This is a genomic window from Pseudomonas sp. SK2, assembly GCF_016772395.1.
GTDB lineage: Bacteria > Pseudomonadota > Gammaproteobacteria > Pseudomonadales > Pseudomonadaceae > Aquipseudomonas > Aquipseudomonas taiwanensis.
This window is the reverse complement of sequence record NZ_CP061944.1, coordinates 2,089,843-2,106,137: the sequence shown is the minus strand read 5'-3', so window position 1 is coordinate 2,106,137 and position 16,295 is coordinate 2,089,843. Positions and strand designations below refer to the sequence as shown.

The 16,295-nt window shown below is 62.8% G+C and carries 14 protein-coding genes; all 14 read right to left on the bottom strand.

The genetic code is table 11. The annotated features are described in order from the left end of the window. Positions 1–3: 3 nt before the first annotated feature. Positions 4–870, bottom strand: a complete 867-nt coding sequence (gene icmH, locus IF103_RS09380; protein WP_023380005.1) for a type IVB secretion system protein IcmH/DotU — start codon at positions 868–870, stop codon at positions 4–6. A gap of 5 nt (positions 871–875) precedes the next feature. After that, entirely contained in the window at positions 876–2,207 is a 1,332-nt protein-coding gene (gene tssK, locus IF103_RS09375; protein ID WP_023380004.1) for a type VI secretion system baseplate subunit TssK, read from the bottom strand. Then, a complete protein-coding gene (gene tssJ / locus IF103_RS09370) occupies positions 2,204–2,710 on the bottom strand; it encodes a type VI secretion system lipoprotein TssJ (protein ID WP_023380003.1) in 507 nt (168 codons plus the stop codon). Before tssJ ends, tssK begins: the two co-directional genes overlap by 4 nt. 4 nt (positions 2,711–2,714) lie before the next feature. Then, positions 2,715–3,896: a type VI secretion system-associated FHA domain protein TagH gene (gene tagH / locus IF103_RS09365; RefSeq protein ID WP_202676047.1), complete on the bottom strand. Its 1,182-nt coding sequence runs from the start codon at positions 3,894–3,896 to the stop codon at positions 2,715–2,717. Between the two features lie 18 nt (positions 3,897–3,914). Continuing rightward, positions 3,915–4,055, bottom strand: a complete 141-nt coding sequence (locus IF103_RS09360) for a hypothetical protein (protein WP_023380001.1) — start codon at positions 4,053–4,055, stop codon at positions 3,915–3,917. A gap of 68 nt (positions 4,056–4,123) precedes the next feature. Further along, on the bottom strand, positions 4,124–5,653 hold the full coding sequence (locus tag IF103_RS09355) for a sigma-54-dependent Fis family transcriptional regulator (RefSeq protein WP_023380000.1): 1,530 nt from the start codon (positions 5,651–5,653) through the stop codon (positions 4,124–4,126). A 10-nt stretch (positions 5,654–5,663) separates the two neighbouring features. After that, entirely contained in the window at positions 5,664–8,270 is a 2,607-nt protein-coding gene (tssH, locus tag IF103_RS09350; protein WP_502709911.1) for a type VI secretion system ATPase TssH, read from the bottom strand. Between the two features lie 12 nt (positions 8,271–8,282). Continuing rightward, entirely contained in the window at positions 8,283–9,290 is a 1,008-nt protein-coding gene (gene tssG, locus IF103_RS09345) for a type VI secretion system baseplate subunit TssG (protein WP_023379998.1), read from the bottom strand. Beyond that, a complete protein-coding gene (gene tssF, locus IF103_RS09340) occupies positions 9,254–11,041 on the bottom strand; it encodes a type VI secretion system baseplate subunit TssF (RefSeq protein ID WP_023379997.1) in 1,788 nt (595 codons plus the stop codon). Before tssF ends, tssG begins: the two co-directional genes overlap by 37 nt. Before the next feature lie 128 nt (positions 11,042–11,169). Next, complete coding sequence (gene tssE, locus IF103_RS09335) at positions 11,170–11,592, bottom strand: type VI secretion system baseplate subunit TssE (RefSeq protein ID WP_023379996.1); 423 nt, start codon at positions 11,590–11,592, stop codon at positions 11,170–11,172. Between the two features lie 7 nt (positions 11,593–11,599). Beyond that, a complete protein-coding gene (tssC, locus tag IF103_RS09330) occupies positions 11,600–13,072 on the bottom strand; it encodes a type VI secretion system contractile sheath large subunit (protein ID WP_023379995.1) in 1,473 nt (490 codons plus the stop codon). Positions 13,073–13,099: 27 nt separating this feature from the next. Beyond that, entirely contained in the window at positions 13,100–13,600 is a 501-nt protein-coding gene (gene tssB / locus IF103_RS09325; RefSeq protein WP_023379994.1) for a type VI secretion system contractile sheath small subunit, read from the bottom strand. A 33-nt stretch (positions 13,601–13,633) separates the two neighbouring features. After that, entirely contained in the window at positions 13,634–15,190 is a 1,557-nt protein-coding gene (tssA, locus tag IF103_RS09320; protein ID WP_202676045.1) for a type VI secretion system protein TssA, read from the bottom strand. A gap of 834 nt (positions 15,191–16,024) precedes the next feature. Then, positions 16,025–16,288 carry a PAAR domain-containing protein gene (locus IF103_RS09315; protein WP_023379992.1) on the bottom strand — a complete coding sequence of 88 codons (264 nt, stop codon included), beginning with the start codon at positions 16,286–16,288 and terminating at the stop codon, positions 16,025–16,027. Positions 16,289–16,295: the final 7 nt, after the last annotated feature.

Sequence of the window (16,295 nt, the reverse complement as noted above, 5' to 3'; positions counted from 1 at the left end):
GTGTCACTGCTTCTGTTCGGCCACGTTCTGTTCGAGGGGCTGGAAGGGTTGCAAGACGGTGGCGCGCTGCTCCCCCAGCACCCAGGCGAAACCGGCATACAGCACCATCAGACACACCATCGTGAGCAACGCCACGCTCCACCACGGCACGATACGCACCGGAGTGTGGCGCTGGTCGTGACCCTCCCAGCGTGGCGCCAACTCGCGCGGCACGTCGCCCCGCAGCTGGCGGATCTGGCGGAACAGCGCGTCGCGGATGCCTTCGAGTTCGGACATACCGCGATCGATTACCCGATACTTGCCCTCGAAGCCCAGCGACAGGCACAGGTACATCAGCTCCAGCATGGCCAGGTGCTTGACCGGGTTCTTCGACATGCGGTCGAGCAAGGCGAAGAACTTCTCGCCGCCGAAGGTTTCGTTGTGAAACGCACTGAGCAGGCTCATCTGGGACCACTGACTTTCGTTGCCCCACGAGGTGGTGACCACGGCTTCATCGACCACGGTGCAAATCAGGTAGCGCGCCACCGTCACCTGGCTGCTCTCGACCCCTTCGTAATGGATGCGCGCTTCGAAGGTGCGGATGTAGGCGCTCAGTCGCTCCTTGAGCGTATTCAAGTCTTCGGCGGTTTCGCTGTGCTTGAGCCGCACCACTTCCGAAATCAACTCGCCAGCAGCCGCCACCAACGGGTTGAGACCGACGCTGAAGCTGCCGCTGGCAGGGAGCCGCGCCGAATAGACCATACGCTGCTCCAGCGGCTCGACCTTGGCCGCATCGCCATGGGCCGTCAGTGGCTGGCCAGAGGGTGCCGAGCCATCCTGGTTGTACAGGACGGTCTTGTCGTCCTGCGGGTGTTCCGTGTCCTTGCTCATTGCGGTCAGTTCCTGATGGCCCAGAATTTCAGTTCAAGATCGGAGAACTCACTGGTGACGTGGAAGGCGAAACCACCAGAGCCATCCATCTTGGCGCGATCTGCGGCATCGAGTTCGACGATGAAGTAGGTTTTGTTGGCATGAAACGGGATCTGCCTCGGCGCCACAGGCAAGGGCTTGACCTTGAGCCCAGGCAAGTGAAGGTTGACCAACTGGCGAATGCGCTCCACCGGGCCGACCTTGAGGTGCAGCGGCAGACGCTGGCGCAGCTCCTCGGATTCGCAGTTGGCGCTGGCGGCCAGTACGAACGATGCCGTGGTGAGCAGCCCTGGATCGTGCAAGGGTGAAACCAGGATGCCGTACTGGCGCTGTTGCAGCTCCAACTCGATGGCATGTTGCTCGAGCACCATCGACAACACCTGACGGATCGACTCCATCAGCTTGCGGAAGCTGCTGCCCTGGTCACTGTGCTGGTAACGAGCGTCCAGCCGAGGGCGCTTGGTGTCGCTGGAGAAGGTCGACAGGTCGCCGAGCATGATCAGGAAGGTGCGGTACAACTCTTCCGGGTGCACCTGCTCAAGGTTCAGGTAGTGACGCAGCAGCAACTCGGTACGGTTGATCAGCTGCAGCATCATGAAGTCGCCCACCTCTGCACCGCCGACCTTGCCATTGGAGCGGATGCGCTCGGCCAGGGTGTCGCCACGCAAGGCCAGCATGCTGATCACTTCCTTCAGGCATGACTGCAGGTACACCGAGGATTGGGTCCGGATGTAGCTCGGGACGAAGTCCGGATCCAGGGTAATGACCCCGTCCGGCGAGGTGTCGAGCACTTCGCACACCTTGAGCTTGACGTACGCCTGGTCGCCCTGCTGCTCGCCCAGCAGCAGGCGGAAGTCCGGGCGCGCGCAGTTGATCTGGGTGCTGTTGTCATCGCCCGCGTTGGAATCGCTGACCTCCAGCTCGTAGGTGGTATAGCGCGTCAATACCTCGGCCTGCTCCGGCCGGCGGGCCTCGATGTGGTTTCCGGTGACCAGCGGCAAGGCCATGAAGATCGGCGTGCTGCCGGTGTTTGGCGGCACGTCCAGGGCCAGCGGTTCACTGCTGCCATCGAGCTCGAACAGACTGCCATCCGGCAGGATGCCTGCGGCACGACTGATCACCAGCTTGCCCATGGTCAGGAACTGCAGGTCGATCTCCAGATCGATGAAACCCCAGGTGCAATTACCCAGCAGCTGCGTGCGGGTTTTCATCTGGCTGTCGTAGTAGCGGTCGTTGTGCTGGAAATGCTGCGGGCGCAGCAGCATGCCTTCCTGCCAGACTACCTTGTGCACGTTCATGGCTGTTCACCCGCTTGGACTACCGCTGGTACGCCGTTGTGAATACCGGTCTTGTCCAGGTACAGGTTGACGACCGTCCGCTCACCGGCCCGAACCGGCTGCACCCGGCGCCACTCGGCTTGCTCCAGGTCGCGATAGGCGGCCAGCACGCCGACGAAGCGGCTGCCTGGGTCGATGCTCAGGTTCAGGCTCAGGGTTTCGCCTGGGCGCAGTTCGTGCTCTTCGCTGGCAACCATGTCCAGGTCGAGGGCTTCTTTCGGGCGCTGGTAGAGCGTGAAGAAGTCGGTGCTTTCGAACGCGACCGGGTGCTTGAGCTCGAACAGACGTACCACTACCGGCGACGGCCGGCCGTTGATGTCGAGGTTGAGCGCGTCGGTGGCGGTCAGTGTCAGGTCGAGCTTGGTCATGTGCGAATACGGCGACAGCGCGGCACAGCCGGTCAACCAGGACGCGGCAACCAAAGCCCACGCTGCCCCGAAGCATTTGCGGGTGATAGGTTTCATGCAGTCATCCTCGCGGATCGTGGTGAAGGGAAGCGATCAGGCGCACCTGCTCTTCGTAGGTTTGGGCGAAGTCCTTGGCCAGCAGGCGCTCGCTCCAGTCGGCATCGGCACTGAGTGCTTCGTGGTAGCGCACGTATTGCTTCCAGCGGCTACCGAACCACGGCTTGCGACCCAGGCGTTCGAACTGCAACGCCAACTGACTGGGGGCAAAGTGTTCGAGGGTGCTGCGCAAGGCGCTGCGACTGGCACCAAGCAAAGCCACCTGGTGTGCCTGCAAGTCACGGAAGGCCTGGGCCACGGCCTGCTCGGCCGACAACTGTCCGGGCCGGCGCGGCTTGAGCAACTCGCCCAGGGCCTGGTCGGCTTCCAACGGCGCCTTGATCGGGTTCCGGCTGGCGCCTTGCGGGGTGGTGAGCGACAGGCGCAACTCGTTCTTGAGCTCGCTACGGGTGCGCAAGCTTTGCTGCAAGGCACCGATACTGTGGCGCAGCAAACCGGCTGCCTGCACCGCGAAGTCTTCGCGAGCTTGATCGTCGAGACCGGCGAGGTCGACGCCCAGCGCTGCGCCGAAGCGCTCCCAGAATGCTTCACTTCGCCGTTCGCGCGGGGCCGGTTGCGGGGCAGGCTCGGTAACCGGGGCTGGCACCAACGTCGGCACAATGATGTTTTCGCGGTCGATCTGGGCGTAGTCGGCACGCTGCTTGGCCGGGGTGTCGGGCAAGGTCATGGCGGCCAGTTCATCCATCGGTGCAAGGCGCGCCTCTTCGTTGTCCAGGGCGGACAGCGGGTCAAGCGCGAGGAAGGCATCATCGGGGATGATGTCCGATCCCGGTATGCCGAGCCCTACATCCAAGGCACGATCCGTTTCGATCAAGCGGGCGCGCACCTCGATGTCGCCCATCTGGTACACCGCCCCCTGCTCGATACGGTAGGCCTCGCCCTTGCGCAGTTGCGCACCGCTGCTGGCCAGGCGAATGCCATTGCTGCTCTGGTCGGTGAGGTAGAAGGCGCCCTCGCGATAGGTGACCTCGGCATGGTGGCTGGACAAGTGGCGCTTTTCGTCCTCGATGCACCAGTGGCAGTCCTTGGCGCGTCCAATGTGGCCGCCACTGCGGCCAAACGACTTGCTGGGCGAGTCGGTGCGGGTGTGCTGGCGTCTGTCCACCAGCTCGAAAACCAGTTCCATGGTCAGGGCTCCTTGGGCTCAGTTGCCACGATTGAGGGCCTGTGGGTCGCCCACTGGCCGGTAGCGGTCGTCATCGAACTTGTAGTTGCCGCTGCACCCGGCCAGGACCAGCACGGTTAACAGGGCCAGTAACGCAGCCCGCCAGATACCGATGAACATCGAAAACACTCCATGAGCTAAACAGGCAAGCACCAGCTGCGGCGCGCCTTGGATGTAAGAGAAAAGGTTCATGCCAGCCGGCCTGCGCCATCGCCGATCTGGATATTCAGGCGACCGAGTCGGTACAGCAGGGTGCGCCGCGGCAAGCCCAACTCGCGAGCGGCCATGGTCTGGTTGCCATCGTGCTTGCGCAGGCAGTCGAGCAGCAGATTGCGCTCGACCTGCTCGAGGCGTTCGCGCAGGTTCAGTTCGCCATCGCCCGCTGTGGATGCGGCGCCGTTCAGCGCAAAGTGCTCCGCCGCCAGCTCACGGCCCTCGCAGAGGACCACCGCGCGCTCCACCAGCCCCTTGAGCTCGCGAACGTTGCCAGGGAAGCCATAGCCTTCGAGGTGGTTCAGGGCGGCGTTGGACCAGATCACTGGGCTGCGCTGCAGGAACGCACAGGCCTTATCGGAAAAATGCCGTGCCAGGGCACTCACATCGCCGTCACGCTGGCGCAGTGGCGGCAAGTCGATCGGGAACTGGGCCAGGCGGTAATAGAGGTCTTCACGGAACTGACCGTCACGCACCATCTGCGCCAGGTCACGGTGCGTGGCAGCGACGATGCGCACGTCGATCTTGTGCGTGCTGTTAGCCCCCAACGGGCGGATCTCACCCTCCTGCAGCACCCGCAGCAACTTGGCCTGCAACGCCAGCGGCATGTCACCAATCTCGTCGAGCAACAGGGTGCCGCCGTCCGCGGCGTCGAACAGTCCCGGGCGGTCGCGGTCGGCCCCGGTGAAGGCGCCTTTGCGGTAACCGAACAGCTCGCTTTCCAGCAGGTGCTCGGGAAATGCCGCGCAGTTCTGCACCACGAATGGCCCCGAACGGCGAGGGCCGTAGTCGTGGATGGCCCGGGCCACCAATTCCTTGCCGGTGCCCGTCTCACCGAGCACCAGCACGGTGTAAGGGCTGTGCAGCACCTTGCTGATCATCTGGCAGGTCTGACGCATGGCCGGGCTGTCACCGATCAGGCCGTAACTACCGACCTCGGCCGGCTTGGCGACACTGGCCGGCAGCTGCGGCTGGGGTTGACGCAAACGCCGCAGCAGATGCAACTGAGCCATGGCGAAAGCACCGAGGCGTCCCAGCGAGTCGGCAAAGCCGGCCAGCTCGATGCGCGCCCGGGCTACGCACAACAACACGCCAACCACCCGTTGCTGCGGGGTCACCAGGGGCACCGCCAGCAGCGCCTGCCATGGTGTTGCCTGAGCCGGCAGGAAACTGGTGTCGAACATGCTGGCGGACAGCTCGGCGATGCTCACCATGCGGTTCTGACACAAGGCGAACTGCATCAACTGCTCGCCATTGTAGTCGGCCGGCAGGCTGGCACAGTCCCGCGCCTGCAACTGCCCATCGAGGCAGGCGACCTCAAGCCCCAGCCGCGTGTGGGTCGAGTCGAGCAAGTACACCTGCACCAGCGCGCAGCCACTGAGCCCGGCCACCGCCTGGACCAGTGCCTGCATCAGGCCCTGCTCGTCAGCGGCGCAGGCCAGCTCGGTGAAGGTCCCCATCAAGGTCTCGGCATAGGCCAGAGGCTGCGGCACATGCGTGAACATCACTCCCACCTCAGGCGAACTCGCAGATCACGCCCGCAGCCGGGTCCAAGGTCGCATGCACACGGCTGATGTCCTCGCCGCTGGCCATGGCATCGAGCAGGCGATCAGCCACTTTTGGCAGCACGTGCGAATCGAGCAGGTGGTCGATCAGGCGGGCGCCACTCTCGCTCTGGCTGCAGCGCTCGGCCAGGTGGTCGACCAGCGGCTGGCAATAGCTGAACGCCAGTTGCCGACGCTGCAGTCGCTCGCCCAGGCGGGCAAGCTTGATCTCGATGAGTTCGCGCAGCACCGGGCCACCGACCGGGTAGTACGGCACCACGCGCATGCGCGCCAGCAGGGCCGGCTTGAAGTGGCGGCTGAGCACAGGGCGGATATGGCTTTCAAGCTGCTCGGCATCCGGGCGCTTGCCGTTCTCGCAGAGGGCGCTGATCTGATCGCTGGCCAGATTCGAGGTCATCAGGATCAGGGTGTTGCGAAAATCGATCTGTCGCCCTTCGCCATCGTTGGCCACGCCTTTGTCGAAGATCTGATAGAACAGGTTGAGCACGTCGGGGTCGGCTTTTTCCACCTCATCGAGCAACACCACCGAGTATGGTTTCTGGCGCACGGCTTCGGTCAACATGCCGCCTTCGCCATAACCCACATATCCAGGTGGCGCACCGATCAGGCGCGAAACAGTGTGTTTTTCCTGGAACTCGGACATGTTGATGGTAGTGATGAAGCGATCACCACCGTACAGCAGGTCGGCCAGGGCCAGCGCCGTTTCTGTCTTGCCCACGCCACTTGGGCCAACCAGCAGGAACACCCCCACCGGTGCATCGGGCTTGTTCAGACCTGCGGCGGTGGCCCGCATGGCACGGTCAAGGGCATGCACGGCCTGCTCCTGGCCACGGATGCGCGCACGCAGGTCGTCGGCGAAGCTGACCACTTTGGCGTTATGCTCGCGTGCCAGCTGGGTCAACGGCACGCCCGTCCAGGCGCTAATCACTTCGGCCACCAGCCGTGGACAGACCTCGGCACTGACCAGGCGCTCTTGCGCCTGGGCATCGAGCAAGGCCTGGTGCGTCTCGGCAAGGCGCTGCTGCAGCTGCTCGCGGGTCTCGACCAGGGTGCCCTCCTCGTCCGCCTCGGCCACCGGCGCCACGGCAGCGCTGGCAACTTGCTGACGCAATGCCAGCACTTGCTCGGCCAGCTCACGCTGGCGCGTCCAGCGCACGCTCAGGTGTCGCTCTTGCTCGGTCGCCTCGGCCAGGCGCTGCTGCAAGCCTTCGAACGCTTCCTGGTCGATCTGCAGCCCTGCCTCAGCATCACGGCTGATGGCATTGCGTTGGCGCTCGCCTTCGGCCAGCTCGGCGCGCAAGCGCTCCAGGCTGTCGGGCGGCGCCGCCAGGCTGATGCGCACGCGGGCACAAGCGGTGTCGAGCACATCGACCGCCTTGTCCGGCAGTTGTCGACCGGTAAGGTAGCGCGCCGACAACTCGGCAGCGGCCACCACGGCGTCGTCGCGCAGGTAGATGCCGTGGCTTTTTTCGTACAACTGCGCCAGGCCACGCAGGATGGTCACCGCTTCAACCACGGTCGGCTCATGCAGTTGCACCGGCTGGAAGCGACGGGCCAGTGCCGGGTCCTTCTCGAAGTATTTCTTGTATTCGGCCCAGGTGGTGGCGGCGATGGTGCGCAGTTCGCCGCGTGCCAACGCGGGCTTGAGCAGGTTGGCGGCATCGGAGCCACCCGCGTTGCCACCGGCACCGATCAGAGTGTGTGCTTCGTCGATGAACAGGATGATTGGCCGGGGCGAGGCCTTGACCTCGTCGATCACGCCCTTGAGGCGCCGCTCGAACTCGCCTTTGACGCTGGCGCCAGCCTGCAACAGGCCCATGTCCAGCGCCAGTAGGTCGACGCCCTGCAAGGCAGGCGGCACCTGGCCTGCGACGATACGCGCCGCCAGCCCTTCGACCACGGCGGTCTTGCCGACACCGGCCTCGCCCACCACGATGGGGTTGTTCTTGCGTCGACGAGCGAGGATATCGATCATCTGGCGGATCGAACCGTCGCGGCACAGCACCGGGTCGAGCTTGCCGGCTCGGGCCTGCTCGGTAAGGTTGTGGGTGAAACGCTGCAGCATCGACTCGCCCTGAGGCTGGCCAGCGGCCTTGGGCGCAGCGGGCTGCTGGGCCAGCGCATAGCCCTTTAGGCGTTCGATATCCAGGCGGCCTAGGAGCTTCTGGTAACGGCTGCCGGCATAGCGCAGCGGGTTGCGCAACAGTGCCAGGATCAAGGCAGCCTGGTCGACCTGGGCCTGGCTCAGTTCAAGGTTGGACACCAGCAGCGCATCCTGCAACCACTGCACCAGTTCCGGGGAGAACACGGGGTTGCGGGTGGCACTGTGCTCGACCGCCGTATGCAGCGCGGCGCGGAATTCGCCGAAATCGACCTCGGCGTCTTGCAGCGCTCGCTGCAACAGACTGCCTTCACGTTCGAACAAGCCGAGCAGCAGGTCTTCGACGAGGATCTTGCTGCCGCTGCGAGCGACGCAGCGCTCGGCGCAGCGCTCCAGGCCACGGCGGCTGTCGGCATCCAGGGCTTGTACGAGTTGTTGCAGGTCTACGTTGATCATGGTCATTGATCCTTAATGAATTTTGCTTCCCAAAGTCACCACGCCATCGGCGCGCTCGCGCCCCAACCAGCTGGTCCAGCCCAAGTGGCAGACGTTCTGCTCGCCAATGCGTAGCTCGCGAATTTCCTCGCGGCGCAGCTCCAGGCGGATGTCGTAATCAAGGGGGTCGCGCAGCGTGAAACGCACCAACGCACACAGCGGCTGATAGCCGAGGCCGATGGGCAGGAATTCGTGAAAGCGCTGCCAGTCCAACTGGGTGATGTGAATACGGAACTTGCCACTGCGATCGCGCACCCGCTCGCCCAGTACCGCGTCTTCACCGAGCAGGCTGTTCGCCAGGCCAAGGCGGTTGCACTGTTCCTCGAGAATCTCCACGCGTCGTTCCAGGCATTGCTCGATGACCAGGTCGGCGTGCTTGAAGTAATAGCGCAGCACCGCCTCGATCAGAGCAGCCGAATGCGCACGCAGGCTCAGCACGCCCAGGTACGGCAGTAGGCGCTTCCAGTTCAGTTCCTTGGCCCTGCGGATCTCCTCACCGCCCAGGCCGATCAAGGCGAACAGGTGCGATGAGAAGCCATCCAGCGCCCCGCTCTTGAAGCTGGCGCGGTAGCGGTACTTTTGCCAGATCGGCAGGAGCAAGCGTTGCAGCCGGTGGTGGAACAGGTCGAGAAACTGGCGCGTGGGGTTGCCATCTTCACTGTCACCCAACGCCTGTTCGCCATAGAACGCGGGCAGCGGCGAGCTGGAACCGATCAGGCTCACCAGGTTGAATCGAAGACGCGCACGCAACTGGCCGTGCTCGCGGAAGAACTCGACGCGGTCGACATCGCTGCGCGGAAAGCCCAGGCTCGGGTTGGCCTCGAACTCGAGCAGGTCATACAGCTCGTCGTCCTCCAGGTACGGGTAATGCTCGCGCAACTGCTCGGTGACCAGCAGAACCGCCTGGAACAGCGAGTATTCACGGATGCTCCGGCTCAGCCGGCTCAAAGCAGGGGCTGCAGGCCCATACGTGGTGTCCATTGGTACACCTCCCCTTGTGTGCTTTTCACCCGCAGCTCGTGGTACGAGTTGAGGCTGGCGTAGAGTGCGAAGAACTCGTTGAGCACCGAGGCGAAGACGAACAGGTCGCCTTCACCGATGTAACCCTCGGGATCGATCGTCAGTTCGGTGCGCAGGCCGCGTAGCGGCAGGCCACGGTGCAAGCGGTCGACATGCTGGTGGCGGATCGACTTGAGCCCACCGAGCAGGCGTCGGCTGACCTTCTCCGCGTGCTGGTCGTAGTAGCGCGGCAGGTCATAGGTTTCGAGGATGACCTTCAGCGCGTCCACATCGGCCAGCGACAGGTAGTTCAGCGACATGTTGCTGATCAGCTTCCAAAGAAAATCGCGGTTGAGCGGCGGTGCATAACTGGACGTGACCGCAGTGATGTTGCGGAAGGTCAGGAACTCGGGGGTCTGCTCGCTCAGCATGCAGATGTCACCGAGTTTGAGCCGCCGCGGCAGGTTCTGATTGGTGCACGTCAGCTCGATCGACAAGGTCTCGTGGAACTCGCCGCCATGCACACCGAAGCTCAGGTAGGTATCGAGGCCATCGTGCAGCAGCGAAGAGCGTTGGCGCAGGCTGTAGTGCGATCGGCTGTGCGGCACATCGAAGCTGGGGTCGTGCTCGAAGGACTCGAAGGGCACGTATTCTTGGTAGCCCAGTCCTCCGGGGCTCCAGCCGGTGACACCATCGACCGAGAATACCCCGCAGTGCTCGGGGTCGAGCTCGGCAGGCAACAGCAGGTATTCGTCCTGCTTGCCGTCCAGGCGGATCGGCAAGGCGTCGTGCTTGAACAGGTTGACGATTGGCGTGCAGTACAGTTTCACATTGTCCAGGGTCGGGCGCAGGCGCTGGGCTTCGGCTTTGCGGATATCGAAACGCACCTCCACGCCGTGCACCTGCTTGAGGGTTTCCTCGGGCAGCCGCTGCAGAACGTCCAGGCCAGTGACATCGACGAACAGGAACTTGTCCTGGAAGGCGAAGTACTCCTGCAAGAAGCGATAGCCACGAAACGTGTTCAACGGGTAAGGAATCAGCGCCTCTTCCTCGGCGAACCCTACCGGATGAACCTTGGCATCCCGCGCCTTGAGGACCAGCGGATCGCCAGCGTCGTTGAGCAACGGTTTGCCATTGCTGCACAGCGCTATGAGCTCGATGCCAGCCAGTCCGCGCAACAGGCTCAAGTAGAGCATCTGGCTGATGTAGCGCTCTCCGGCCAGGTGCAGGCGCAGGCGGCTGAGCTTGACGTCGCCGACATGGCCATCGCAGTTCATGTCCAGGCGCAGGCTGAGCAGCGCGCCCTGACCATTGAGCGAGTAATTGAGCGCGCTCAGTTTCAGCGGCAGGACCTCGGTGGGGTAACAGGTGCGAAAGCGGCAGCTGACCCCATCGATAGGCCGACCTTCCACTGGCGTGTCGCGCTCGACCAGCAGTGCCGGACCGGCCTGGCGCAGCGGGTCGAACTGCAGGATGCTGAAGGCTGGCAACGGACGCATGTAGTTGGGCCACAGCAGCAACATCAGTGAGTGAGTGAGCTCAGGCAGCTCGTCGTCGAGCTTCTGGCGTAAACGACCCGTGAGAAAGGCAAAGCCTTCGAGCAGCCGCTCGACATCGGGGTCGCGTCCGGCCTGGCCCAGGTACGGCGCCAACGCCGGGCTACGCTCGGCGAAACGGCGACCTAGCTGGCGCAGGGCCGTCAGCTCGCTTTGGTAGTAATGATTGAAGGACATCTGTCGTTTCGCCTGAATTCGGTCTGGGTACCACCGTGGCTGCCTGAGCAGTCCCTGGCAGACGGCGTGCGGCTAGCCGGTGGTGGTCAAAAAGTCACAGGGAGAGCCCAGTCATGTGCAAGGCAACATCACCAGTCTCCCTGACCTACGCTGACTTGCCCGCTGCCATCCAGGCGCGCGGCAAAACTGACCTGGCGCTTGATACCGTTCACCTCAAGCTGGCCTTCGATACTGAAAGCGAGCTTGAGCTGATCGTGATCACGCGGTCTTGAAATCACCCTGACATCCGACAAGCGCGGCTCGTAGGCCTCGATGAAATGCTCGATGGCCTGGCGGGCCTGACTGAGCGCGTCGTGCAGGCTCAGGCGCATGTCGTTGAGATCGGGCAACCCGTAGTCGGCAAGCGTCTGCACGCTGCCGGCCCGGGTGCTGAGCATCTTCGCCAGATGAGCGGCGACGGACGCCATGGCAGCATCTTCACGCCGCCAGTTGGCACGCTTGCCGGCTTCGCCGCTCAAACGTTCGAACAGGCTTCCGTATCCGCTCGTCATCGGCGTGTTACTCCTTGTCCAGCTTGCCGACCAGCGACAGGGTGAAATCGGCCCCCATGTACTTGAAGTGCGGACGCACGTTCAGGCTCACGCGGTACCAGCCCGGCTCACCTTCCACGTCGCTGACGATGACCTGTGCCGCACGCAGCGGACGGCGGCCACGGACTTCGGCGCTGGGGTTCTCCTGGTCGGCCACGTACTGGCGGATCCACTTGTTCAGCTCCAGCTCCAGGTCGGTGCGCTCCTTCCAGGAGCCCAGTTGCTCGCGCTGCAGGACCTTGATGTAGTGGGCCAGTCGGTTGACGATCATCATGTACGGCAGCTGGGTGCCGAGCTTGTAGTTCAGTTCGGCCGTCTTGCCTTCGGCGCTGATGCCGAAGAACTTCGGTTTCTGTACCGAGTTGGCCGAGAAGAACGCTGCGTTGTCGCTACCTTTGCGCATGGTCAGGGCGATGAAGCCCTCTTCGGCCAGTTCGTACTCGCGGCGGTCGGAAACCAGCACTTCGGTCGGGATCTTGGTTTCGATCTCGCCCATGCTTTCGAAGTGGTGCAACGGCAGGTCTTCCACCGCGCCTCCGCTCTGCGGACCGATGATGTTCGGGCACCAGCGGAACTTGGCAAAGCTGTCGGTCAGCTTGGTGCCGAAGGCGAAGGCAGTGTTGCCCCACAGGTAGTGTTCGTGGCTGTTGGCGACGGTTTCGCGGTAGACGAACGACTTGACCGGGTTCTCCTCCGGGTCGTACGGGTTGCGCAGCAGGAAGCGCGGCACGGTCAGGCCGATGTAGCGCGAGTCCTCCGACTGGCGGAAGCTCTGCCACTTGGCGAATTGCGGGCCTTCGAAGTGGTCTTTCAGGTCTTTAAGGTCCGGCAGGCCGGTGAAGCTTTCCAGGCCGAAGAACTTCGGGCCGGCCGCGGCGATGAACGGCGCGTGGGACATGCACGCTACGCTGGACACGTACTGCATCAGCTTGACGTCCGGCGAGCTCGGCGACAGGAAGTAGTTGGCGATGACCGCGCCAACCGGCTGGCCACCGAACTGGCCGTACTCAGCGGTGTAGATGTGCTTGTACAGGCCGGCCTGCATCACTTCGGGCGAGTCCTCGAAGTCGTCCAGCAGGTCTTGCTTGGAAACGTTGAGGATTTCGATCTTGATGTTTTCGCGGAAGTTGGTGCGGTCGACCAGCAACTGCAGGCCACGCCACGCCGACTCCATGGCCTGGAAATCGGCATGGTGGAGGATCTCGTCCATCTGACGGCTGAGCTTGGCATCGATCTCGGCGATCATGCGGTCGACCAGCGCCTTCTTGACCGGCTCGCCGTCGTTCTGCGGCTTGAGCAACTCTTCGATGAAGGCCGACACACCGCGCTTGGCGATGTCGTAGGCTTCGTCGTCGGGGGTCAGACGGGTTTCGGCGATGATGCTGTCGAGAATGCTGAATTCGCTGTTCTCGGCGCTCTGTTGTTGTGCGGCGGTGCTCATGACAAATAGCTTCCTTGACTAGTGGGTTCAGGCGTCCGGCGTTGCATTGATGCCCAGCTCACCGAGCACGCGCTCACGCGAGGCATCATCGGCCAGCACGCCTTCGATGGCCTTGCGGAACGCTGGAGCGTTACCCAGCGGGCCTTTCAGCGCGACCAGGGCCTCACGCAGCTCCATCAGCTTCTTCAACTCAGGCACCTGCTCGACCAGGCTGGCCGGGTTGAAGTCCTTCATCGAATTGATGCGCAGGCTGACGGCAAGCTCGTCGCTTTCGGCGCCTTCCTGCAGGCGATTGGGCACGGCCAGGGTCATGCTCAGTTCCTGCTTGGCCAGCACTTCGTCGAAGTTCATCTTGTCAATGCTGATCGGTTTGCGGTCTTCGATCTTGCGATCATCGGCACGCAGCGTGTAGTCACCGATCGCCAGCAGTTTCAGCGGCAGTTCGATCTCTTCCTGAGCGCCGCCAGTGGCGGGTTTGAAGGTGACGTTGATACGTTCCTTGGGGGCTACCGAGCCTTCTTTGGCCATTGGTTTTCTCCTTGAGGGTTATGGCCCTTGGGCCTATTCGAGTACGACTTCGAGATCGAGGTGGCACAGACGGCGATAGATCTCGTCCTTGCGCTCGCGAACCACATGGTTCTGCGGCAACAATTCACAGCAGGTGTGCAACAGATGCAGCACCTGCAGCGACAGGTCTGGCTCCCAGGCATCCAGGCCGGATTGGCACAGCTGCAGATCGAGGGCTTCCAGTTGGGTCTTGGCCAGCTCGTACTTTTTTGCCGTGAAGCACAGCCGGGCTTGGCTGAGTTGCCAGAAGAAACGCTCTCGCCCGCCGTGGCACCCTTGCATCTGCTGCTTGAGCTGCTGCACCGCCTTCTTCAGGCCATCCTTGCGCAGTACCGGGATCGCCGCTTCCAGGGCCTCTTCCCAGGGCGCCTGGCGCTCGCTGGATTCGACCACTGGCTGAGCGACGACTGCCTGCAGGTGGGGCGAGACCTGGGAGGCAATCCAGGCGCGGGTCTCGGGGTCGGCGAACGGTGTGCCATCGTGAAACTTGAGCTCGATCAGCATAGGCAGGCGCTGCAGCAGCGAGGCGAAGTTCATTTCCACTTCACGCATGCCGGCCTCGACGTTCAGGGCCTGGCAGCACTCCCAGACCATTCGCTGTCCGTCGAACCAGAACGGCGCCTTGGCCACGCTGTTCTCCAGTTCGACCAGCAGGTCGGCATAGGCGCCTTGCTCGAAGCGGTCGCGGTAGCTCTTGAGCTTGTCGGCCGGCACCCCCCGTAGCGCGGTGACATTCTCGGCGTTGCGTTCGGGAACGGCTTCGATGGGCAACCACAGCAGTGTGCGGTTAAGGCGCAGCGCGCGCAGGTCGGTGGCTTTCTGTCGCTGCCACCACACGCACAGCTGGCGCCCCTGCTCCTGCTGGGCACGCAGGGCCTTGCCGGCATCCTTTTCACTCTCCACCGGTTCGCCAGGAGTGAACAGCTGCGTGGCCGCCTGCTTGACCTGGTTGACGATCGCCCCGACACTCCCCGCTGGCGGCTCGTTGCTGGCCGAACGTTGCACCTGGTTCTTGAGCGAACGGCAAAGCGGCAGCAGCATCGGTGCATCGGTGCCCAGTTGCTGCGAGAGAAACGCCTCGAGCCCAGCGAGGTGCTCGACCATCTGCTGGAACAGTGGCAGTTGCTCCTTGATCGCGATATCGCTGTCCAACGCCTGCTCCAGGCGCGGAACCAGCCAGCCGATCGCCGCCGAGCGCGTACGGGCCTTTTGCGGATGAACTGTCTCCCAGTGCTGCTCGCACAACTGGCGCAGCATGCCCAGCCCTGCCAGCAGCCCCGCGTAGGACTCGCGCTGGTACAGCGCCCAGGTCAACCAGGCACCGACGCGCAGATCCTTGGACTGCTCTCGCAGCAGCGTTTCACCGCCTTCGAGAATCTTCAGCCAGTCGACCTGGCCGCTGGCATGTATTGACTGAGCCTTGCCAAGTTCAGCTTCCAAGGCTTCGAACTCGGAAGAAAAACGCACATCTTCGCCGACGAAAGATCCCGGCGCGATGGCATTACTGGCGAGCGCTGCAAAACGCGCAGTCAGTTTCGAGGAGTAGGACATCCATATCTCACATTGTGAACTTTCGCGCGCACAATACTTGGCGAAACCACTTGTTCAGTGGACACGAAGTTCAAACTATCGAAGCTCACACCCTAGTGAGCAGCCAGGAAAACGGGCACCAAAGCCAAGGACTCTAACGGTCTCGAAAGCCGCGAAAAGCCTTGGGAACTTCACCACCCAACTCCAGTTCAGCAGATCAACTCGAAAGACTATACAAACCCTAACCACTTCCTAAAATAGCCGCATGGGAAATTCAGATTCGTCTTACGGAAATATCCGATACTGAATTAACTCGTAACAACCCCCGTTGATCCATCCATTAAATTATTAAATTTAATGACTACGACCGGACAATGGCGTGGGAAAGACGCAAACGTTTGAGCGCAAGACAAGAATGCTCGCCAAGGGGGGCTGGATGGAGTGCTCGGGAAGGTAGTGCGCAGAGGTAGCAACAGCGAGAACATCGATGGCGTTGGCTTGCAGTGGCGCGGCCTTAAGCACAGGCGACGACACCGCCGCGCCATGGCCCGGAAGACGGCCATCCAGGCGACCCAGTGGCCGCTCCAACTCAGTACTGCCAACGACGGAATGATCCGGTGTCATGTATCGCTCCTTGAAGTCACTTTCGCACATCCCAGTGCACCGTGGCGCGCAAGCTACCAGCTCTTCCGGCTAAAGCCAACTTTTTTTGGCGTCAATTAGCCACCATCGGACAGGGGGCGTTCGAACATTTGACGCACAGCGCCAGCCGGCCCCCAAGCGAGTAGCCGAGGGGCCTTGCGAACTGGGCTGAGGTTAGAGGTCAGGAGCGGACCGTAAAGTCACACCGAAAGATCAGCTTGCGACTACGCTCTTCGGCCCGCTGGCAATGAGCGCCGCGCCGCAGGCGGTCTTGTGTCCGTCGAGCGCGACAGGGATACCATCGACGCTGTAGGTAGCACTGCCTTCGACGATGGGGAACACCCCCTTGCACAGCGGGCAACTGACCATGTGCCCGACGCCGGCGATGGGTTTGCCGTTGACGTTGGTGTTGCCGAACGAGCCAAGCACTTTGCCGCCGTGGGTAGTGGAATCGCCGAGGCGGATGATGTCTTTCATGGTACGA